We start from the raw sequence: 21919 nt of genomic DNA, 5'->3' as shown, positions 1-21919 counted from the left end.
GCTGTTTGACGTGTGATTGGCTTCGCCACCGTGCCCTCACCCCAACCCCTCTCCCGCTGGGAGAGGGGCTTGAAGCACTTTCTCGCAGGCTAGGGGCTTGAAGCACTGTCCTCGCAGGCGGGGAGCTTGAGGCGCTTTCGGGGGAGCGCTTGCTGCGTTGCTCTCCGCATGAGGGGCGCATGACTTGCCACGTCGTGGCCCGCCTTTCCTGGATGGAACGGAGTTCGACGCTGTGATCGTGCGGCGGTTGCGTCTACGGTTGCGTGCCCAGCCAGGCTTCCAGTGCCGGGGCCGGTAGGGGCCGCGAGAACAGGTAGCCCTGCAGCACCTCGCAGCCCAGGTCGGCCAGGAACAGGCGCTGCGCTTCGTTTTCCACACCTTCGGCGACCACGTGCTTGCGCAGGTGCTCGCCGATGCGCAGCACGGAGGTGGTGAGTGCGCGCGCGTCTTCGCTGTGTTCGATGTCGCGCACGAAGCTCATGTCCAATTTGAGTTCGTCGATCGGCAGGCGATGCAGATGGCTCAGGCTGGAATAGCCGGTGCCGAAATCGTCCAGCGACAGCGAGATGCCGGCTTCGCGAATGGCGTGCAGGTTTTCCAGCACGCCTGGTTGCCCGGACAGCATCACGCTTTCGGTCAGTTCCAGGGTCAGGTCGGAGGGCTGTACGCCCATCTCGGCGATGAGCCGGAGCAGGTCCGACAGCATGCGCGGACTTTCGAAACCGCTCGCCGACAGGTTCACCGACACGCGTGCGACCGGCACGCCACGCTGGCGCCAGTCGGCAACCTGCTGGCACGCGCTGCGCAGGACCCATGCGTTGATCTGCGGCATCATGCCTTGCTCTTCGGCCACGGGCAGGAACCGCGCCGGCGACACGGCGCCCAACTGCGGGTGATTCCAGCGCAGCAGCGCTTCCACGCCATAGAGCGTGTGCGGGGCGGCGCTGTGCATCTGCGGTTGGTAGTGCAGTTGCAGCTGATTGCGTTCGATGGCCTGGCGCAGTTCTGCTTCCAGCGCAACGCGTTCTTGCGCCATGCGGTTCATGTCTGAACTGAAGAAACGAAAGCGCCCGCCGCCTTCCTTCTTGGCGCGATTCATCGCCAGGTCGGCATGGCGCAGCAGGATGTTGATGTCCTGCCCATCTTCGGGAAACATCGCCACGCCGATACTGGCCGAGGGATGCACGGTCATATGGCCGACCGGCAGCGGGCTGGCGATGCTGACCAGCAACCGCTCGGCGGCGGCGCTGGCCTGCTCTGCGCTGCATTGCGGCAGCGCGAGCGCGAACTCGTCGCCGGACAGTCGCGCCAGCATTGCCGTGGCGCTGACCTGCTCATTGACGCGCAAGGCGATATCGCGCAGCAGGCCATCGCCTGCGGCGTGACCCTGGCTATCGTTGATGAGCTTGAAGCGGTCGATGTTGATGAACATCAACGCGGCCGGTTCGCCCGCGTATTCGGCCTGCGTCAGCGCCTGCTCGGCGCGGGCGCTGAACATGATGCGGTTGGGAAGGCCCGTGAGCGTGTCGTAGAACGCCAGTTGATGCACGCGCTGGCGGATCTGCTCGCGTTCCAGCGCCAAGGTGCACAGCTGCTGGCACAAATCGGTGAGCCGCATATGCCAGGCATCTGCACGTTGCGGCTTGCGGTAGTACAGCGCAAAGGTGCCGAGCACGCGCGCGCTGTTGGAGCGGATCGGTGTGCTCCAGCAGGCGCGCAGGCCCCATGGCAGGAGCGTGTCTCGATACGGCTCGAACAAGGGGTCGGTGGCGATGTCTTCCACCATCACCGCGCGACCGCGCCAGGCCGCGGTGCCGCAGGCGCCTGTGCCCGGGCCGATCTTCAAGCCGTTGACCGCATCGGCGTATTCGGGCGGCAGGCTGGGCGCAGCCAGCGAATGCAGGCGGCCTTGATTGTCCGCACTCATCACCGTGGCCAGCACGTCCGGTGCGATGCGTTCGACCTCGGTGCAAATCAGGGTCATCACCTCGATCAACGGGCGTTCCTGCACCAAGGCCTCCAGCACGCGGTGCTGCAATACCTCGTGCATCTTGGTGTCGGTGATGTCGGTCAATACCGCCACGTAATGCGAGGGAGCATTGTTGGTGTCGTAGATCGGGTTGAAGTTGAGCGAGATCCACAGCGGGGTGCCGTCCTTGCGATAGACCAGCAAGTCGGCGCGGGTGTGCTGCAAGGCGTCTGCGCGATCGCGAACGCGGGCAACCTCGTTTTGGTCGCTTTGCGCGCGGGTCAAGACATCGGAAGGACGCAGACCGACCAGCTCGGCTTCGGTGTAGCCGAACATGCGCTGGAAGCCGTCGTTGGCGTACAGCAGGCGTGATTGCAGGTCGCAGATGAGGATGGCGCTGCTACTGCCATCGAGTGCTTCTGCGAGCAGGCGCGCACGGCGCTGCTCGGGTTGCTCGCCGTCCTTGGCCATGCCGGCGGTGACCGGGCCGGGCCTGATCTGCCCGGCGCTTGGTACGTCGGCATGGATCGGCTCGGACGTCAGCGGCGTGCGGTCCACCGCTGCATCCACGCCAGCGCCCGTCGCGCTTCCTGGAGGAAGCGTTGGGTTGGTCGGGTGCGAGGGATGCGCGGCCATGCCGGGTCAGCGCGCCTGCGCCGACAATGCGAGCAAGCGCTCGGCCACGCGGTCCAGCGGCACCACTTCCTGTGCGGCGCCAAGTTTGTACGCCGCACCGGGCATGCCCCAGACCACGCTGCTGGCTTCGTCCTGCACCAGCGTCGGCGCGCCGGCCTGCAGCATTTCCAGCAGGCCGCGCGCGCCGTCGTCGCCCATGCCGGTGAGGATGGCGCCCACCGCATTCGGCCCGGCATTGGCGGCAACGGAACGAAACAGCACGTCCACTGCCGGCTTGTGGCGATTGACCGGCGGGCCATCGTCGATGCGGCAGCGCCAACGCGCACCGTCGCGAATGATGCGCAGATGCTGGCCACCCGGCGGTAGATACGCATGACCCGGCAGGATCGCCTCGCCATCGGTGGCTTCGCGCACCGACATGGCCGAATGGCGGTTGAGGCGCTCGGCGAATGCGGTGCTGAAGCTGGCGGGCAGATGCTGGGTCATCACCACCGCGGGCGCATCGGCAGGCATGTGTTCAAGCACCACGCGCAGCGCTTCGGTCCCGCCGGCCGAGGCGCCGATGGCGATCAGGCGGTCGGTGGTGCGAAAGCGCAGCGCGCTGCCGGCCACCGGTGCCGATTGCATATCCAGCGTGACTTTGGGCGCGCTCGGGCGATTGAGTGCGCTGACCTTGGCTTTGGCGGCCATCTTGACCTTGCTGACGATCTCTTCGGCGTAGCCTTCCAGCCCGCGTGCGACGTCGATCTTGGGCTTGGACACGAAGTCCACGGCGCCCAGCGACAGGGCCTGCAAGGTGGTGTCGGCGCCGCGCTCGGTCAGCGACGAAATCATCACCACCGGGGTAGGGCGCAGGCGCATGAGGTTTTCCAGAAACACCAGGCCGTCCATGCGCGGCATTTCCACATCCAGCGTAATGACGTCCGGATTGAGGCGCTTGATCTTTTCGCGCGCCAGCAACGGGTCGGCGGCCGAGCCGACCACTTCGATGCCGGCGTCGCGCGACAAGATTTCGGTGAGCATCTGACGCACGACCGCCGAATCGTCGACGATCAATACACGCACAGGAGTTTCCAACGTCATTCGAACAACTCCACTCCACCGGTAACCGGTGCTTTGGACAGACGGGCGCGCACGGCCGATTCGGTGGCGGCGACTTCGGCTTCGTGCGCGTGCGGCAAACGCTGCACGACGACGCGGCCAGTCGTCGCGAAGAACCATACCTTGCGCGGATGGATGCCACACAGATCTTCAGCGATGATGGGAATATGTTCGGCCTGCAGGTACTGGCGCACGAACTCGGCGTTGCGGGTGCCGACCGGGTTGCTGGTGAAGCCCTTCAGCACGTTGGCGCCGCCAAAGACCTTGGCCTCGATGCGTTTGCGGTGCGCGCCGCGCTTGAGCATGTCGTTGATCAGCAGCTCCATGGCATAACTGCCGTAGCGCGTGGGTGCGCCATCGCCGACCTGGCCTTCGGGCAGCAGAAAGTGGTTCATGCCACCAATCTTGAGCACCGGGTCGCGCAGGCAGGCTGCAACGCACGATCCCAAGGTGGTCGTCAATGCGGTGTCGTCGTCCACCACCAGGTATTGGGTGGGCAGCAGTTTGGCGGCAATGGTCTGGAACCGCGAATCGCGGTAGCGCATGACGTCGTCGACTTGCACGGCAGTACTCATGCTCAGGCTCCTGCGCGCGGTGCGCGCCGATACAGCGTGCGCCCGCACGGCTGGATCAGGTCGGCCGCGTGCAGGTAGTTCTCCGAGTGCCCGGTGTAGAGCAGACCGTCCTCGCCCATGTGGCTGACCAGGCGCGACAGGATGCCGCGCTGGGTGGGCTTGTCGAAGTAGATCATCACGTTGCGGCAGAACAGTGCCGCATACGGACCGCCGACGTCGTAACGCGGCGCCAGCAGATTCAACTGGCGGTATTCGATGAGCTGGCGCAGCGCCGGAATGACCCGGCATTTGCCTTCGTTGGGGCCGCTGCCGCGCTGGAAGTACTTGCGCTTGATCGCTGCATCCAGCGAGGCGACGCGGTCGATGGCATAGACGCCGCGCGATGCGGTTTCCAGGACCTGGGTGTCGACGTCGGTGGCCACGATGCTCACCGGCGGGGTCAGCGTGCCGAAGGCTTCGCAGGCGGTGATGGCGATAGAGTAGGGCTCCTCGCCGGTGGAGGCGGCGCACGACCAGATCTTCAACGGCGCCTGCGAGGCGCGCTTTTGCAGTTCTTCGCGCAGCTTGTCGAAATGGTGCGGCTCGCGGAAGAACGAGGTCAGGTTGGTGGTCAGCGCATTGGTGAACGCCTGCCATTCTTCTTCATCGTTGCCGGCTTCGAGCTGGTCGAGGTAATCGCGGAACGAGCGCAGGCCGAGCACGCGCAGACGACGCGACAGGCGGCCATACACCATGTCGCGCTTGGCTGGCGCCAATGCGATGCCGACACGCTGGTAGATCAGGTCGCAGACGCGCTTGAAGTCGCGGTCGCCGAAATCAAATTCGCGTGTGTCTGAAGCGGGAATCGTAGTCGTCATATCCATACGCGTCGTGAGCTATAACTGGATATCGGCCACGGAGTCGCGCAACTGAAGCGCCAATGCGTGGATTGGAAGCGGTTGGGTTCGCTGGCGCGTGCGATGGGGCGGCGGCTGGTGGTGGGCCGCTCAGAGGGCAAGGACGACCGCCAGGTGTCCCGGCATCTACCTACGAGGATCACCCCAGGTGCCTGGCCAAAATGCACAACGCCCCGGCAAGCCGGGGCGTTGGGTGACAGCGGTGAATCAGAACTCTTGCCAGTTACCGTCGGCCAGCGCGGCCTGGGATTGGGCTGGCCTCGACGCGCTTGCCGCTGCGCGTGCCACCGGCTTGGCGGCGCTTTTGACTGCAACCGGGCGCGAGGCGATCGGCCGGACGCGCGCACTCTGCGGCGCCTGCGTCGCCGAGTCGTCCAGCTTGAACACCGACACCGCTTCGGCCAGATGACCCGCCTGCTCTTCCATCGAGCGGGCGGCGGCAGTGGCTTCTTCCACCAGCGCGGCGTTCTGCTGGGTGGTTTCGTCCATCTGGGTGATGGTCTGGTTGACCTGCTCGATCCCGGATGACTGCTCCTGCGAAGCGGCAGAGATCTCGCCCATGATGTCGGTCACGCGCTGCACGCTGGCCACGATGTCGGCCATGGTGGCGCCCGCCTTGCGCACCAGTGCCGAGCCCTCGGCTACCTTGTGCACGGAGTCGTCGATCAGGCCCTTGATCTCCTTCGCCGCACCGGCCGAACGCTGGGCCAGCGTGCGCACCTCGGAGGCCACCACGGCAAAACCGCGACCCTGTTCGCCGGCACGTGCCGCTTCCACTGCGGCATTCAACGCCAGGATATTGGTCTGGAACGCGATGCCGTCGATGACGCTGATGATGTCGGCGATCTTCTTGGACGAGGCTTCGATGCCGGACATGGTGGTGACCACCTGCGACACCACTTCACCGCCTTGCGAGGCCACGCCGGTGGCGCCGATGGCAAGCTGGTTGGCCTGACGGGCGCTTTCGGCATTCTGCTTGACGGTGGAGGTGAGCTCCTCCATCGAGGCGGCGGTTTCTTCCAGGTTGGCGGCCTGCTGCTCGGTGCGGTGCGACAGGTCGCTGTTGCCCGACGCGATTTCGCCAGCGGCCGAATTGATCGCAGTGGACGACAGCTTGATGCGTCCGACGATGTCGGCCAGCTGCTCGGCGGTGGCATTGGCATCGTCACGCATCTGCGCGAACACGCCGCTGAACTCGCCATGCATGCGCACGGTCAGGTCGCCACGCGACAGCGCGGACAGCAGGGTCGAAATCTGTTCCAGGCTGCCGGCATTGGCATCCAGCAAGCCGTTGAGCTGCTGCGCCAGCTGCAGGAAGAAGCCCTGCTTGCCATCGGTTTCCACACGCCCGCTCATGTCGCCACTGGCGGCGGCGCGCACGATGCGGGCCACTTCTTCTTCCACCTGCACTTCGATGGTGCGGTCGCGCCATTCGCAGACTTCGCCGCTGGTCTCGCCCTGTTCGTTCTTGATGGAGGTGACGGTCTGCGCCAGCACCACTTCGCCAAAACGCTCTTCGAAGCTGGTGACGCCATCGCGTTCCAGTGCGGCAATGGCCTTGCGCACGGTCGCATCCGACAAACCCAGGTAGCTGATGTGCTGGCCGATGACCTTGCTCGCATCGAACTCGGGCGATGCCAGGCGGATGCTGCTTTCGTACTGCGCCACGATCTTCTTGAAGGCGTCGTTGGCGTAGATCATCACGCGCTCGGGATCGGTGATGAAGGTGCCGGTCGAGGACTTGTCCAGCGCGGTGCGGATGCGCAGGTTTTCGTCGGCAATCTCCTGGTCGCGTTCGATGCGTTCCTTCAGGTCGCGCTGCATGCGCTGCATGGAGCGCATCAATTCGCCTACTTCGTCCTGGCCCTGCACGTTGATCTGGCCGTCCAGCTTGCCGCCGGCAATTTCGGTGGCCGTGGTGACCGCACTGCGCATGCTCTTGACGATGGAACGGGCGAACAGGAAGGCCAGGCCCAGGCCGCCGGCGATGCCGATCAACAGCACCACCAGGGTCAGCGTGACGGAGGTGGCGTGGACCTTTTCGGCCTTGGTCTTGGCAGCCTGCGCGAGCAGGTTGTCTTCGGCGATCAAGGCAGCCAGCGAATCCTTGGCCTTGTTATGCAGGGTACGGGTCTCGCCGACGAAGGTGTCGATGGCGTCGTCGGGCAGGTTCAGCTCCATCATTTCGTCGACGCTGGCATAGGAGGCCGACGCCTTCTTCCAGTCCGCCACGAACACATCGAACAGCTTCTTCTGTTGCGGGCTTTCGATCAGGCGCGGGTAGCCCTTGATGGTGGCTTCGATCTCGCCATTGAGCCTCTTGGCGCGGACCTTGGCTTCCTGCTTGACCGAGTCGCTGGCGCGCACCAGGTTCTGGTAGGCCGCATTCCGGTATTCGCCGAGCATGCCGCGCAGATCGCCTGCCTCGCGCACGCTGGACATGGTGTTGCCAGCCAGGTCGCGGGTGACGTTATTGAGCGAGGCCAGGCCCGAATAGGCGATGACGCCCTGGACGAGCATGATCAGCAGCACGATGCCGAACGCCAGCATCAGCTTGGGCATCAGTTTCAGATTGTTGATCCATTGCATTGACACGATTCCCCATAGAAGTCAGTCCGCATAGCCGCAACAGCACATCGCCACGCGCGAGGGCGTGGCGATGTGCGAAGCGATTACTTGATGGTGGCGAGCTTCAGGCTGGCCGGGGAGCTGACTTCGATTTCGGCGCGCGAACTGTCGCGCTGGATCTTGCCCAGGACGCAGACGTCCTTACCTTCGAGCGTTTCCGGGGCGAAGCTGAACTTGCCGCGGTTGGCGCCGTCGATGCGTGCGGAGAAGGTGTGGCGCGGGAACATGCCGCCCATGTACAGGAAGGTGGGTTCGCCTTCAGAGCTCTGCGCGTACTTGGCCTTTTCGACCTTGCCGCACACCATGCCGTCCTTGCCGACGAAGCGCGTCGCCATTTCCGGCGGAATCATTTCCTGCGACTGGGCCGACAGCGTGGGAGCAACGATCACGAGAGCAGCGACGGGGAGGAGCGAGAGCAGGAACTTCATAGGATTCTCCAGAAATCAAAAGTCGAACGGTGACCCGTTGTGTGGACGCGGGCTTCATTCAGCTATCGGCTAGCCGCCGTTCAACTTGAATCCGGAAAACGTGATTTTTATCTCAGTTCTATCGAGTGGTGCGTCGCGTGTCGGGAGCATCCCGACACGCGATGGTCGTAGATGCGGTTGCACAGACGCGTTGCGGCCGCCGGAGCGGTGCAATGGGTGCAGGAACATGCCGCATACGCCCAAAAGCGGCTACCGAAACGGAGCAAGTCGGCCACCAGGTGGGGCGCGGGGCACAGAAGCCGGAGTGCACGCATGCGACATCAGGATTCAGTGCGCCGACCACGCGCCTTCTGGCGGCTTGGCAGTCGTTTGGTAGCCGCCTGTCGTAGACGGCGGCTCCTGCATTCCTCTACACCTCTCCGGCGACCGCAGGCGAGGCAACGCAGCCGTTTGAATCAGGCGGCTTCTTCCACCAGCTGCTGACCCAGCTCGGTGCTGTCGAGCAAGGTTTCGATATCCAGCAGGATCAACATGCGATCGTCCTGGGTGCCGATACCGGAGATGAAGCGGGTGTCGACCGACGCACCGAATTCGGGGGTGGGGCGGATCTGGTCGTCGTTGAGCGGAATCACGTCGGACACGCTGTCCACGACGATGCCGACCACGCGGTCTTCGACGTTGAGCACGATCATCACGGTGAAGGCGTCGTAGCGCGCCTCTTTCAGGCGCAGCTTCAGGCGCAGGTCGATCACCGGCACGATGGTGCCGCGCAGGTTGATCACACCCTTGATGTAATCCGGCGCGTCGGGCAGGCGGGTGACCGAATCGTAGCCGCGGATTTCCTGCACTTTCAGGATATCCACGCCGTAGTGTTCTTCGCCCAGGGCGAAGCTGAGGAATTCACCACCGGTGCCGGTGGCAGTGCTTTTGTCGTTCATGGAAACTCCGGGCGTTGCGGCTAAGTGTCAGGTTAGGCAGGACTGCGGCAGCAGAGACGGATGCGGGATGCCCTAGCAACATCGGCGGGGTCGGCGGCAACTTTAGGTGCCGGCCCCGCGTGGTAGATGAGGGTTCAGAACACGCCGCTCTTGCGCGCATTGCGCTGGCGGTCGACACGGAAAATGTAGCGCTGGATGGTTTCGTCGGCGCCGCGCGGCAGGTCGCTGAACTGCATGCCGATCCGGAAGCCTTCGCTGCCGTTGGGCAGGGTCTGCTTGTGCTGGCTGCATACCGTCAGCGGCAGCGTGATCGGGGCGGTGTCGGGCAATTGCAGGATGCAGTTGCGGTAGGTGCGTTGCGGTTCGAGCAAGGGCATGCCGTCGGTGAGCGACACCGCCAGGCCGCCGCTGCTGATGTCGATCACGCGCAGCTGCAGGTTGAACTCGTTTCCCTGCGCGGCTTCCTGGCGGATGGTGCAGACGGGCGAATCGGTGATCGGCGTTTCCAGCCGGTACGATTCGCGCCGCTGCATGTGGTACATCGCAGCAGGCAGGTCGACGCGGAAGGCGACGTGGATGTCGCGCTCGATCCGTTCGGCCTTTTCCAGGCGGAAGCGGATGTTCACCCGTTCCAGTTGGGCGTAGCACAGCAGGTATTTGGCGCCTTCGATGGCGCGGTTGGAGGCGTCGTTATGGCTGCCGTCCAGGATCACGCAGTCGTCGTCTTCGTCCACTTCCAGCACGGCGGTGGGCACGGCCATGTCGCGGCCGGCCACATGCATGGTCACGATGGCGCGTTGGTCGAGCAGCTGGCGCAGCAATCCACGGATCTGCCGCTTGTTGCGCAGCAGGTAGCGCTCGTCACCTTCGGCGAGGTGATCGGCGTCGTGGTCCAGCTCTGAGGTATCGCCTTGGGACATGGGCACAAGCACAGTGGAAGCGGGAAGGCGCCTGGCGGGTTGTCCTGGCGTCGCCTTGATATCGGCGGCAACGCCAAATCTTTAAGGCGGCTGACGAAACTCGTCTGCGTGCCCCGCGAGCGTGTGCGGGCAAGTGCCCGTCGCGTTGGTCGGTGTGCGGCGTTTCGACAGGCGACCAGCAGGCCACGGGCGCGGTCCGCGTTGTTCAGTCGCGCCACCAGACAGCTGTGTGGGGCGGTGTCCTCGCCGCTTGTGCGATCGATGGACGGGTCTACGGCGCCTGCGGCGAGCGGTGCGCCTACGACGTCTTCGCGCTTGCTGCAAGGCCTTGCCCGCCCACCATCGCAGGACACGCTGCAAATACGTCCATGTCAGCTCCCTGGCGGCATGCATGCCGCCAAGGGTCCCGCGACGGTGGGCAGGCAAGGACCATTCGCCTTGGTCGGTGCAGGGGTTTCAAAGCAGCCAACATCCGCCGACGCGGTGTTCCTCGCTCGTCAACACACCGCCAGCCAGCGCTTTGGTGCGGTGTCCTGGCTGCTTGCGCGACCGTTGGCGGCATGGATGCCGCCATCGAGCCCCATGGATGGCTTCACGGCGTATCCCGCGGGCGGCGAGGGCACCGCGCCCTCACCGCTGTGAATAGGCTGCAATGCGTCGCCGTTGCCGTCTCAGCTGTAGGCGTGGCGTGCGTTGGCCAGCAAGGTGCTCAGGCGGTCCTGCGGCTCCAGGCGGAACACTGCGACCGCATCGACCAGCTGCGCGGCCTGGTCTTCCATCGAGCGTGCGGCGGCGGTGGCTTCTTCCACCAGCGCAGCGTTCTGCTGGGTGGTTTCGTCCATCTGGGTCACGGTCTGGTTGACCTGGGTGATGCCTGCGGCCTGTTCGCGCGAAGCGCTGGTGATTTCGCCCATGATGTCGGTGACGCGCTGCACCGAGGTCACCACCTGCTGCATGGTGCTGCCGGCTTCGGAAGCCAGTGCCGCACCGTTGCCGATGCGGGTCACCGAGTCTTCGATCAGGTGCTTGATCTCCTTGGCTGCGCCGGCCGAGCGCTGTGCCAGCGTGCGGACCTCCGAGGCCACCACGGCAAAGCCACGGCCCTGCTCGCCGGCGCGCGCCGCTTCCACCGCCGCGTTCAATGCGAGGATATTGGTCTGGAAGGCGATGCCGTCGATGACGCTGATGATCTCGGCAATCTTTTTCGACGAGGCGTCGATGTCGGCCATGGTGGTGACCACGCGGTTCACCACGTCGCCGCCCTTTGCCGCGACACCGGCAGCATCCAGCACCAGACGATTGGCCTGGTCGGCATTGTCGGCGTTCTGCTTGACGGTGGCAGTGAGTTCTTCCATGGAGGCTGCGGTTTCCTCCAGCGCGGCCGCCTGCTGTTCGGTGCGACGCGACAGGTCGCCGTTGCCGGTGGCGATTTCGGTGGCGGCCGAATTGATCGTCAGCGAGGAGTCCTTGATACGACGCACGATGCCGGCGAGCTGGTCGGCGGTGGCGTTGGCGTCGTCGCGGATGGTGGCGAAGACGCCCTGCAGCGCGCCGTCCATGCGTGCGGTCAAGTCGCCTTGCGACAGCGAGGAGAGCAGGGCGGAGACGCGCGACAGGCCGTCGGAGTTGTTGTCCAGCAGCGTGTTGAGCTGTTGGGCCAGCAGCAACAGGAAGCCCTGCTTGCCGCGCACGTCGATCCGCTCGCTGAGGTCGCCGGCCGCGGCGGCTTCCACCACGTGCGCGACTTCCTGTTCCACCTGCACTTCCTGGGTACGGTCGCTCCATTCGACCACGTAGCCCATGCGCTCGCCGGTGGCAGCCACGACCGGGCTGACCACTTCCTGCACGATGCGGCCACCGATTTCGATCTGTGCGGTGTGCGCGTTCTTGAGTTGATCCAGCAGGCGCGCGTGCTCGGGATTGCGATGGAACTGGTCGATGCGGGTATTGCCCAGTGCGGTGGCATCGAAATCGGGCAGGTCGTGCCGCAGGACGTCCTGCATTTCCGACAGCATGCGTTGCAGCGGGCGATTGACGTAGATGATGCGGCGCTCGGCGTCGGCGATCATCACATTGGTGCTGACGTCGTCCAAGGCGGTGCGCACGCGCAGTGCTTCGCTGGCGATCAGGTGGTCGCGTTCCAGGCGCGCGCGCAGGTCATCGCGCATGGTGCGCGCGTTGAGCAGCAGGCGGCCGAGTTCGTCATGCCGGTCGATTTCAATCGGGTTGTCCAGGCGACCGGCCGCCACGTCGCCAAGCACGCGTTCCACTGCCAGCAACGGGCGGGTGACCATCTTGCGCGCGGCAATGAACACCACCGCGATGCACAGTGCAAGCACCACCAATGAGAACAGCAGCATGCTGCCCATCAGTGCATCCAGCGGGCCGTCGATGGCGCTGCGCGGCTGCGCGCCGATCACCGCCCACTGCCACGGCGCGTAACGTTGTGCGGTGACTTCGAACGCCTGGCTGGCGCCCTTGGCATCGCGCAGCTGCAGGTTGGCGCTGGGCTGCTTGCCGTCCAGCACCGCCTGCAACAGGGCCTGCTGTTCGGCCGGCACCAGTGCCGCCAACGTGGCCGGGGTGCCGGCCGGGGCCGCAATGATCTGGCCCTGGTGATCGCCCGGCGCCATGTCGACGATGACGAAATAGCCGTCCTGGCCCAGTTTGGTGGTGCTGACCTGGGCCTTGAGCGCGGCCAGGCCTTGGGTATAGTTGCGCCCGACGAACAGCGCACCGATGACCTCGCCGGCGGCATCGCGCAGCGGCTGGTAATGGGTCATGTATTGCTCGCCGAATAGCTGCGCCTGGCCGGTGAAGCTCTTGCCCTGCGACAGGGCGGCGTAGGCCTTGCCCTTGCGATCGAGCAGGGTGCCGATGACACGTTCGTTCTGCTTGTTACGCAGCGAGGTGGTGATGCGCACGAAGTCGTCGCCGGTACGGGCGAAGATCGTGGCAACGCCGCCGGTCGCCTTGGCAAAGCGGTCCACGGCGTCGAAATTGAGATTCAAGGCCTGCTTGCCGGCACGCAGCGACGGCGTGTTCTGTTCGCCGATGGTGACCGTGCTGGCGCTATCGAGTTCGCGCGTCCCGGCCGGGAGCATGTCGTCGAACACGCTGCCCAAACGTTGGGTGCCTTCGCTGAGGGTGACGTCGTACATCGCCACCGACTGCTGCATCAGCCGGGTACTGGAGCGCAGCTCGGCCTTGACCTGCGATTCGATATCGCCAGCGGACTGGCGGTAGATGGTCAGGGCCAACAGACCCAGCGAGATGGCAATGACCAGCGTGAGCAGTGCGGAGAGCCGCGTACCGACCGAAAGGCGGTTGAAGGAATGCATGAGGAATCGACCTTGCCCGGGGGAGGGCGTTACGAATGCGTGAGCTTGGTAGCGGCCGTTTATGCTCGAAATTGATTGTTGCCGTTGAAATCAGCACAAAATTGGGCGTTTCATTCAGCAATCGGTGGCTGAAAGCGGTTTCACAACGCTCGCGTGATCGCTAGCGATTGTAAATATCGGGTGAAATTTGGCGCGCCCACGAGGCGAGTAACCCGTTGCGTCAGGCGGGCGAAAAGCATGCCTTGCTGCCGCCCGATCGCAGCGAAATCTTGGCCAGCCAATGCGATGGCTGCGCAGCCGCCAAGCGCTTGCAGCCGGAGTCGGCGTTCGCACCTATCCTCGGGGTGGACGCAACGTTCTGCCTGAAGATCGCGCGTGCGGTCTGTGTGTCGTGCCCGGGACTGCAGCAAAAAAAAAGGGCCGCTTCCCCTCGCAAGGGAAGCGGCCCACAAGATCTGCGGAGCGCGGATCAAAGGCTCTCGAAACGTGTGTGTTGCTGGACAACGGTGTTGCGTGAAACGCGCATGGGCAGCTGCGATCGGGTGACGATGCGCAAGGCGGCCGGTTGCACTACAGGGACCAAACACGATCCCGGTGTCTGTACCGGTCGCCCGCCACTGCCGGCGACCGGTGGGCGCGGGCGCCGCCGCTTAAAACTCCTGCCAATGGCCATCGCCAACGGTCGACGTGGTTGCACTGACTGCCACGCGCTGCGGTGTCGCCGCGGCCATGGCGGCACGTGCAACTGGGCGCGTTGCCGGCCGCTGGTGGCGCGCGGCGCCGGCGATGGCCGATAACCTGCGTGCCACCGGCGCGTTCGCATCGACCTTGAAGACCGCCACCGCTTCGGTGAGTTGCTGTGCCTGTTCTTCCATCGCGCGCGCGGCGGCAGTGGCTTCTTCCACCAGGGCCGCGTTCTGTTGGGTGGCTTCATCCATCTGCGTCACGGTGAGGTTGACCTGTTCGATGCCGGCCGATTGCTCCTGCGAGGCGGCGGAAATTTCGCCCATGATGTCGGTGACGCGCTGCACCGACGAGACGATTTCGGCCATGGTGCGGCCAGCCTGGTCCACCAGCTGCGAGCCGTCGGTGACGCGCTGCACCGAGTCGCCGATCAGATCCTTGATCTCCTTGGCGGCGGCCGAGGAACGCTGCGCCAGCGTGCGCACTTCACTGGCCACCACGGCAAAGCCGCGGCCTTGCTCGCCGGCACGTGCCGCTTCCACTGCCGCATTCAAGGCCAGGATATTGGTCTGGAAGGCGATGCCGTCGATGACGCTGATGATGTCGGCGATCTTCTTCGACGAAGCCTGGATGCCAGCCATGGTGTCGACGACCTTGCCGACGACCTCGCCGCCTTGCGAGGCCACACTGGCCGCACCGATCGCCAGTTGATTGGCCTGGCGTGCACCTTCGGCATTCTGCTTCACGGTGGAGGTGAGCTCTTCCATCGAGGCCGCGGTTTCTTCCAGGTTGGCGGCCTGCTGTTCGGTACGTTGCGACAGGTCGTTGTTGCCGGCGGCAATTTCGCTGGCAGCCGCATTGATCGAGACGGCCGAGGTCTGGATGTGCCCGACGATACCGGCCAGTTGCGTGACCGTGGCATTGGCATCGTCGCGCATCTGCGCGAACACGCCCTGGAATTGGCCTTCCATACGCGCAGTAAGATCGCCCGCAGCAATGGCCTGCAACATGCCCGACAACGCCTGCAGGCTGCCATCGGCGGTGGCCATCAGCTGGTTGAGGCTCTCGACCATGATGCGGAAGTCGTACTGGAACTGCGCTGCGTCGCCGCGTGCACTGAAGTCGCCGGCCGCAGCGGCCTGCGCCAGCTGCTTGATCTGCCGATTCATCGCGGCCAGGTTGTGTTTGACCTGCGCCATGGTCTGAGTGAGTTTGGCCTGTTCGCCGGGCAGGGCGTCCATGTCGTCGCTGAGGTCGCCGATCGCATAGCGGCCCATGATCTGCGCCAGGCGCGCGGTGACCTGGATGTGGCTGTCGACCAGCGCATTGGTGTCGCCGGCCATGCGGCCATAGTCGCCCGGAAACGTGCCGGCATCCATGCGAAAGCTCACCTGGCCGGCATCGTGGCGCTTGGCCATGTCCAGCTGGGCGGTGATCAGGTTGCGCACCTGCGACTGCATCGTGTCCATGGCCTGCAACAGGCGGCCGGTTTCGTCGCCGGCATCGCTATGCACGGCGTTATCGAGCTTGCCCTCGGCAATCGCTTCGGCGGCGCGGGTGGCGCGGCTCAGTGGCCGGGTGAGGCTGCGGGTGATCAGCAAGCCCAGCGTGCCGCTCAGCATTACCACCAGCAGCGAACCGCCGACCAGCAACTTGCGCGAATCGTCCATCGACTGCAGCGCCACTTCGGCTGCTTCGGAGGCGAGCTTGTCCTGAAGGGCAATGTTCTCGCCGATCTTGTCCTGCCATTTCTGCATCGCAGGTGCGGCCTGGGTGAGCATCAGCGGCAATGCTTCATCGCTGTGGCCAGACATCACCAGGTTGACGACCTTGTTGTTCAAGTCGCGCACGGGCTGCCCGAGGCGATCGATCTCCTCACGGATGCCAACGCCCTGCGGCGAAGAAGGAATGGCGTACAGCGCATCGCGCGCTTTGGTGTAGTCGGCGCGTGCCTGCTTGATGGATTCTATGAATCTCAGGTTGTCTTCGGCGCTGGTCGGCAAAACGACATTGCGCAGCTCCGAGGCGATGACGTAATTGGCATTCATCATGTCGTTGGAGAGGCGGATCTTGGTCATGTTCTGGTGCACCAAGGCATCCACAAGCGCACGTGCAGAGGTCAGCCCCCGGTAGCCGATGAAGGCGATGAACCCGGACAGCAAGATCAGCACAGTGAAGGCAGCAGCCAGGCGCGGCCCGACGTTGAAACGCAGCAAAAGAGAGTTCATGAAATCGCTCGGCTCTGAAGGTTGGATTGCGGTTGTGCTGACAGGCTGGAAAGACGCATGGCGCTCACTTTGCTTGCCGCCAAAGCAGCGTTATCGGCGCTGCCTGCAATCGATTGAGTGAGCTCGGATGTTTGATACAGTTGGGTCTCAGGAATAAACACGACAGTCGTTCGCAACCGACTGTCGTGCGTGACGCTGTCTTTGCGATCAGAACTCCTGCCAATCGCCCAGATCTGCGGCCGATGTGGCGTTGCTCGCAGTACTGCGAGGTGGTGACGCGGCCGCTGGAGTGACGCGTGCTGCCTGGCGCGGTGCGAAGCGGGCATTGGCCGGTGCCCTGGCAATGGCCGACAACTGGCGCGCCACCGGTGCCTGCGCAGCCACCTTGAAGACCGCCACCGCTTCGGTCAGCTGCTGCGCCTGTTCTTCCATCGCACGTGCGGCGGCGGTGGCTTCTTCCACCAGCGCGGCGTTCTGCTGGGTGGTTTCGTCCATCTGGGTCACGGTCTGGTTGACCTGCTCGATACCCGCATACTGCTCTTGCGAGGCCGAGGAAATCTCGCCCATGATGTTGGTGACGCGCTGCACGCTGGCGACGATATCGGCCATGGTGGTACCGGCCTGATCGACCAGGGTTGCGCCTTGCGCGACCTTTTCGACCGAGTCGTCGATCAGGTGCTTGATCTCTTTGGCAGCAGCGGCCGAACGCTGCGCCAGTGTGCGTACCTCAGAGGCGACCACCGCAAAACCGCGGCCCTGTTCGCCGGCACGCGCCGCTTCCACCGCTGCGTTCAAGGCCAGGATATTGGTCTGGAACGCGATGCCGTCGATGACGCTGATGATCTCGGCGATCTTCCTGGACGAGCCCTGGATGTCGGACATGGTGGTGACCACCTTTGCCACCACATCGCCGCCTTGCGAGGCCACCGCAGCGGCGCCGATGGCGAGCTGATTGGCCTGGCTGGCGTGTTCGGCGTTCTGCTTGACGGTGGAGGTGAGCTCTTCCATCGATGCGGCAGTTTCTTCCAGGTTGGCGGCCTGCTGTTCGGTGCGCTGCGACAGATCCTGATTGCCGGAGGCGATTTCGCCCGAGGCCAGGCCGATCGCGTCGGCCGCGACCTGGATGCGGCCGACGATGCTGGCCAGTTGTTCGGCAGTGGCATTGGCGTCGTCGCGCATCTGCGCGAACACACCCAGGTACTGGCCGCTCATGCGTGCGGTGAGGTCGCCGGCAGCGATCGACTGCAACAAGCCCGAGAGCGATTGCAGGTTGCCGTCGGCGGTGGCCATCAAGGTGTTGAGGCTTTCCACCATGACGCGGAAATCGAACTGGAACTGCTCGGCATTGCCGCGCGCGGTGAAGTCGCCATTGGCCGCCGCGTGCGCCAGCTGCTTGATCTCGGTGTTCATGGTCGACAGATTGTGCTTGACCTGGCTCATCGCCGCGGTGATGGCCGCCTTCTCGCCGGGCAACTGCTGCATATCTTCGGAGAGGTCGCCGATGGCATAACGCTCGATCAGGTGGATGGTCTGCATCTTCACCTTGATGTGCGCGGCCACCAGCTCGTTGGTGTCGTTGGCCATGCGGCCGAAATCGCCCGGGAATGCGCCGGCATCCATGCGGAAGCTGATCTGGCCTTCTTCATGGCGCTTGGCCATGCCCAGCTGTGCGGAAATCAGGTTGCGCAGCTGGCCCTGCATGCCGTCCATGGCGTGCAACAGGCGGCCGGTTTCGTCGTTGGAGTGCGTGCTGACGTCGTTGTCCAACTTGCCTTGGGCAATGGCTTCGGCGGCGCGGGTGGCGCGCGTCAGCGGAACCACCAGGCTGCGGGTGATCAGCCATGCAAGCACGCTGCTGATGAGCACCACCGCCAGGCCGCCACCGATCAACATGGCACGGCCGCGGGCCATCGCCGTGGTGGCCAGCGCATTGGCTTCCTGGGCGCGCTGGCGCTGCAGCGCCGAATATTCCAGCAGTTTGTCCTGCCATGCCTGCGTGGCCGGTGCGGCACGCTGCAACAGCAACGGCATGGCTTCTTCGTTCTTGTTGGCAAGACCCAGGTCGATCACCTGTTGGTTGAGCGCGCGGGCCGCCTTGTTGTTCGCGTCGATGCTCTCACGCAGCGCCTGGGCCGCAGGCGTTGCCGAGAAGGTGTAGAGCTTGTCGCGTGCTTCCTTGTAGATGCTGCGCTGCTCTTCGATGATCGCAGCGAAGCGGCGATTCTCCGCATCGCTGGTCGGCAACACGATATTGCGCAACTGCACGGCAATCACCGACACCGCGTTGTTCATTTCCTGCAGCCGCTGGACGATCACCATGTTGCGGTTGGTGAGCGTATCCAGGGTCTGGCGCGCCTGCGCCAGCGTGTACAGGCCAGCGACGACCAGCGCGCAGGACAGCAGGATCAGCGTGCCGAAGGCAAAGCCCAGGCGCTTGCCGACGTTGTAGCGTTGAAGAAGAGCAGTCATGTTGGGATCTCGAGAGCGATGGGCAGGAAAGGGGCAGTGCGCTGAGCGGCGAGGCGTACGGAGTACGCGGATGGCGCCGAAGCGGGCGCGCGTCGAGCCGATCCATCGAGCGTTGCGACATCCAAGGTCGCAACGCCAGCGATTGCAGGGCAGGTACGCGTGCTTGAGGTTGGTAACGGCGCACCGACACTGCTGCTGAACTCGCTAGGCCCCACGCGTATGGTTCGGCGTCACCGAGGTGAGCCTGGCGTGCACAACCGCCTGGAAATGCCTGTCAGCAGGGGCATCCCGATGGCTCCGGAAGATCGCGTCTTCACTTCCTGCTCACGGGCGTGACAGCCGCTCAGGCAGTTGGATACAGGACGGATGCCTTGGCGTGTGGTTGCATCCGCGCCATCGCGCAGGGCCGATCGATACCGGCGCACTCGCGGGAGAGCTGCTGATGGCACTGGGCCAAACGCGTGCGCGTTGGTGATGTGCAAACGCTACGCCGTTGCCTGACAGATGCAGGCAGCGGGGACTGAATCAGGTGGGACGCGGGCGTGCGCGCCGCGTCCCAGGCAGGCCTGCCGCCAGGCGTTGCCTCAGGCGGCGTGGCCCAGGCGGCTGCGCGCAGGCTCGGCCTGCAACTGGAACACCGAAACGGCATCGCGCAATTGCTGCGCCTGCTCTTCCATCGAACGGGCGGCGGCGGTGGCTTCTTCCACCAGCGCGGCGTTCTGCTGGGTGGCCTGATCCATCTGCGCGACGGTCTGGCCAACCTGTTCGATGCCTTGCGACTGCTGCTGCGAGGCCTCGCTGATCTCATGCATGATGGTGGTGACGTTCTGCACCGAATCGACGATGTCCTGCATGGTGCGACCGGCCTGGCCCACCAGCTGGCTGCCGTGTTCGACCCGGCTGACCGAATCCTCGATCAGTTGCTTGATCTCTTTTGCCGCACCGGCCGAGCGTTGCGCCAGCGTGCGCACTTCACTGGCCACCACGGCAAAACCACGGCCTTGTTCGCCGGCACGTGCCGCTTCCACCGCTGCGTTCAGGGCCAGGATATTGGTCTGGAAGGCGATGCCGTCGATGACGCTGATGATGTCGGCAATCTTTTTGGATGCTGCCTGGATGCCGGCCATGGTGCCCACGACCTCACCCACCACCGCACCGCCTTGCGAGGCGACCGTGGCCGCACCGACCACGAGCTGGTTTGCGCGGCGCGCATGTTCGGCGTTGTTGCGCACGGTGGAGGTGAGTTCTTCCATCGAGGCAGCGGTTTCTTCCAGATTGGCCGCTTGCTGCTCGGTGCGCTGCGACAGGTCCTGATTGCCGGTGGCAATTTCGCTGGCGGCGTCGTTGATGGCATTGGTGGACTGCTGGATGCGCCCGACGATATTGGCCAGCTGGGTCACGGTGGTATTGGCATCGTCGCGCATGCGCGCGAACACGCCATGGAAGTCGCCGTGCATGCGGGCGGTCAGGTCGCCCGCCGCGATGGCCTGCAGGACCGTCGAGAGCGCGTGCAGGTTCGCATCGGCGGTGGCCATCAACTGATTGAGGCTGTCCACCATTGCGCGGAAATCGTACTGGAAGCGCTGTGCGTCGCCGCGTACGCTGAAATCGCCATTGGCGGCGGCCTGCGCAAGCAGCTTGATCTCGCTGTTCATCGCCGACAGGTTGGCCTTGACGGTATCCATGGTGTCGGTGAGCACGGCCTTTTCGCCAGGCAGGCGCTCCATGTCCTGGCTCAGGTCGCCGATGGCGTAGCGCGACATGATCTGCGCAAGCTTCATCTTGACCGCAATGTGCGAGCCCACCAGCGCGTTGGTGTCGTGCACCATGGTGGCGTAGGCACCGGGGAAACTGTCTGCCTGCATGCGGTAGCTGATCTGGCCGGCATCGTGGCGCTGCGCCATTTCACTTTGCGCGCTGAGCACGCGCTGCAGTTGCCCCTGCATCTGGCGCATGGTGTCGAGCAATTGACCGGTTTCGTCGCGGCCGGCGGCACTGACCTGATCGTCCAGCCGACCCTGCGCGATATTGGCGGCCACCGTCGCGGCGCGGCGCACATTGCGCGTCAGGCGCGACAAGGTGTACCAGCACAGCGCGGCGATCAGCAGCGCCAGCACCGACAGGCCGGCGATCGCTTGCCACATCGCGTTGCGTGCGTCGACCAGGTGACGTTCGGATTGCCGCTGCAGCGCCTGCAGCGAGACATTGCTGAGGTCACGCATGGTCTGGCCCAGCGCATCGAGCGCGGCATTCCACTGGGCGTCCGCCTTGGCATCGCTGCCGTGCAGGGCGGACCCCAGTGCGGCCAGTGCGGCGCTTGCCTGGGTGGCTTCGGCCTTGGCGGCATCGGCCAGCGCGGGGTCGGGCTGTTCCAGCAAGCCCATCGCCTTGTCCAGCTCATGGCGGAAACGCACATGGTTTCGAGCAAGTTGATCGAGCTGCTCGCGCAGCATGGCGCGGCTGTCGCCCGCCTGCGAGGGGTCGCTGGCGGCGTCCAGACGGGTCAGCGATTCGGTGGTCTCGGGGCTGTAGATCAGCGTGGACACCACCAGGTGGTAACTCTCGATGTACGGGGTGTAGACCAGCTGGCTGTCGTCGCGCAATGCATCGAGCGCGGCAAAGGCCTGTTCGCTCACGGCGGCGTAGCCCTCCGCGGCGGCCCCTGATACATGGCGCTGCTGCAGGGCCAGCAATTGCTTCTGGCTGCGCTCGAAGCCGGGCATGCCGGCCGTGGTGGCGAGTAGTTGGGCGAGATCGCGCTCGGCGCGCTGCGCGGCGTCTTTGGCGGCGCTGCCGCGATCTACGTGGGCTGCATGCAGGTCGGTGATCAGGCCCAGCATTTGGCCAAGCGGCGCATAGCTGCGCAATTCGTTGCTGCTGATGGCAACGCTTTCGTTGAGCTTGCCGCTATAGAGCAGCACCGGAATGACCAGCCCCACCAACGCAAGCACGCCGATGCTGCCGAGTTTCCTGGCGATGGCCAGGTCGTCCCAACGGCTGGTCCAGCGGCGTGGCGAAGCTGGAATGGTCTGCGGCGACAGCGCGGGTGAGGTGGTCATTGATGCGTCTCATGGATGTAAGCAGGCTATCGGCTAACGACGTGCAC

12 protein-coding genes are annotated in these 21919 nt (G+C 64.6%); all 12 read right to left on the bottom strand.

The genetic code is table 11. The annotated features are described in order from the left end of the window. Positions 1-253 precede the first annotated feature (253 nt). The 12 genes from ACCQ00_RS11330 to ACCQ00_RS11275 all read right to left on the bottom strand — a co-directional run bounded on the left by ACCQ00_RS11330 (position 254) and on the right by ACCQ00_RS11275 (position 21872). On the bottom strand, positions 254-2539 hold the full coding sequence (locus ACCQ00_RS11330; protein ID WP_039572429.1) for an EAL domain-containing protein: 2286 nt from the start codon (positions 2537-2539) through the stop codon (positions 254-256). A 72-nt stretch (positions 2540-2611) separates the two neighbouring features. Then, a complete protein-coding gene (locus tag ACCQ00_RS11325; protein ID WP_003486327.1) occupies positions 2612-3688 on the bottom strand; it encodes a protein-glutamate methylesterase/protein-glutamine glutaminase in 1077 nt (358 codons plus the stop codon). Beyond that, positions 3685-4281 (bottom strand): chemoreceptor glutamine deamidase CheD, encoded by a 597-nt coding sequence (gene cheD, locus ACCQ00_RS11320; protein WP_003486330.1) that lies wholly within the window; start codon positions 4279-4281, stop codon positions 3685-3687. The genes ACCQ00_RS11325 and cheD overlap by 4 nt, the downstream gene beginning before the upstream one ends. Positions 4282-4283: 2 nt before the next feature. Next, entirely contained in the window at positions 4284-5144 is an 861-nt protein-coding gene (locus tag ACCQ00_RS11315) for a CheR family methyltransferase (RefSeq protein ID WP_017159447.1), read from the bottom strand. 240 nt (positions 5145-5384) lie between these two features. Beyond that, positions 5385-7766, bottom strand: a complete 2382-nt coding sequence (locus tag ACCQ00_RS11310) for a methyl-accepting chemotaxis protein (RefSeq protein WP_039572426.1) — start codon at positions 7764-7766, stop codon at positions 5385-5387. An 83-nt stretch (positions 7767-7849) separates the two neighbouring features. After that, entirely contained in the window at positions 7850-8233 is a 384-nt protein-coding gene (locus tag ACCQ00_RS11305) for a hypothetical protein (protein ID WP_003486337.1), read from the bottom strand. A gap of 455 nt (positions 8234-8688) precedes the next feature. Next, entirely contained in the window at positions 8689-9171 is a 483-nt protein-coding gene (locus tag ACCQ00_RS11300) for a chemotaxis protein CheW (protein WP_003486339.1), read from the bottom strand. A gap of 134 nt (positions 9172-9305) precedes the next feature. Beyond that, positions 9306-10091 (bottom strand): flagellar brake protein, encoded by a 786-nt coding sequence (locus tag ACCQ00_RS11295; RefSeq protein WP_007963584.1) that lies wholly within the window; start codon positions 10089-10091, stop codon positions 9306-9308. A gap of 671 nt (positions 10092-10762) precedes the next feature. Then, positions 10763-13432, bottom strand: a complete 2670-nt coding sequence (locus ACCQ00_RS11290; protein WP_372353928.1) for a methyl-accepting chemotaxis protein — start codon at positions 13430-13432, stop codon at positions 10763-10765. 650 nt (positions 13433-14082) lie between these two features. After that, a complete protein-coding gene (locus ACCQ00_RS11285; RefSeq protein WP_039572419.1) occupies positions 14083-16344 on the bottom strand; it encodes a methyl-accepting chemotaxis protein in 2262 nt (753 codons plus the stop codon). 207 nt (positions 16345-16551) lie between these two features. Next, positions 16552-18813, bottom strand: a complete 2262-nt coding sequence (locus tag ACCQ00_RS11280) for a methyl-accepting chemotaxis protein (protein ID WP_039572416.1) — start codon at positions 18811-18813, stop codon at positions 16552-16554. Between the two features lie 584 nt (positions 18814-19397). After that, entirely contained in the window at positions 19398-21872 is a 2475-nt protein-coding gene (locus tag ACCQ00_RS11275; protein WP_039584298.1) for a methyl-accepting chemotaxis protein, read from the bottom strand. Positions 21873-21919: the final 47 nt, after the last annotated feature.

Source organism: Xanthomonas sp. NCPPB 3761 (assembly GCF_041475705.2).
GTDB classification, from domain to species: Bacteria; Pseudomonadota; Gammaproteobacteria; order Xanthomonadales; family Xanthomonadaceae; genus Xanthomonas; species Xanthomonas phaseoli.
This window is presented reverse-complemented; position numbering and strand designations above follow the sequence as displayed.

What these genes read in the sequence shown, in the direction of transcription:
- ACCQ00_RS11275 (WP_039584298.1), bottom strand. Translation starts at nt 21,872, where the DNA reads ATGACCACCTCACCCGCGCTGTCGCCGCAGACCATTCCAGCTTCGCCA.
- ACCQ00_RS11290 (WP_372353928.1), bottom strand. Translation starts at nt 13,432, where the DNA reads ATGCATTCCTTCAACCGCCTTTCGGTCGGTACGCGGCTCTCCGCACTG.
- ACCQ00_RS11300 (WP_003486339.1), bottom strand. Translation starts at nt 9,171, where the DNA reads ATGAACGACAAAAGCACTGCCACCGGCACCGGTGGTGAATTCCTCAGC.
- ACCQ00_RS11295 (WP_007963584.1), bottom strand. Translation starts at nt 10,091, where the DNA reads ATGTCCCAAGGCGATACCTCAGAGCTGGACCACGACGCCGATCACCTC.
- ACCQ00_RS11305 (WP_003486337.1), bottom strand. Translation starts at nt 8,233, where the DNA reads ATGAAGTTCCTGCTCTCGCTCCTCCCCGTCGCTGCTCTCGTGATCGTT.
- ACCQ00_RS11285 (WP_039572419.1), bottom strand. Translation starts at nt 16,344, where the DNA reads ATGAACTCTCTTTTGCTGCGTTTCAACGTCGGGCCGCGCCTGGCTGCT.
- ACCQ00_RS11315 (WP_017159447.1), bottom strand. Translation starts at nt 5,144, where the DNA reads ATGGATATGACGACTACGATTCCCGCTTCAGACACACGCGAATTTGAT.
- cheD (WP_003486330.1), bottom strand. Translation starts at nt 4,281, where the DNA reads ATGAGTACTGCCGTGCAAGTCGACGACGTCATGCGCTACCGCGATTCG.
- ACCQ00_RS11280 (WP_039572416.1), bottom strand. Translation starts at nt 18,813, where the DNA reads ATGACTGCTCTTCTTCAACGCTACAACGTCGGCAAGCGCCTGGGCTTT.
- ACCQ00_RS11310 (WP_039572426.1), bottom strand. Translation starts at nt 7,766, where the DNA reads ATGCAATGGATCAACAATCTGAAACTGATGCCCAAGCTGATGCTGGCG.
- ACCQ00_RS11325 (WP_003486327.1), bottom strand. Translation starts at nt 3,688, where the DNA reads ATGACGTTGGAAACTCCTGTGCGTGTATTGATCGTCGACGATTCGGCG.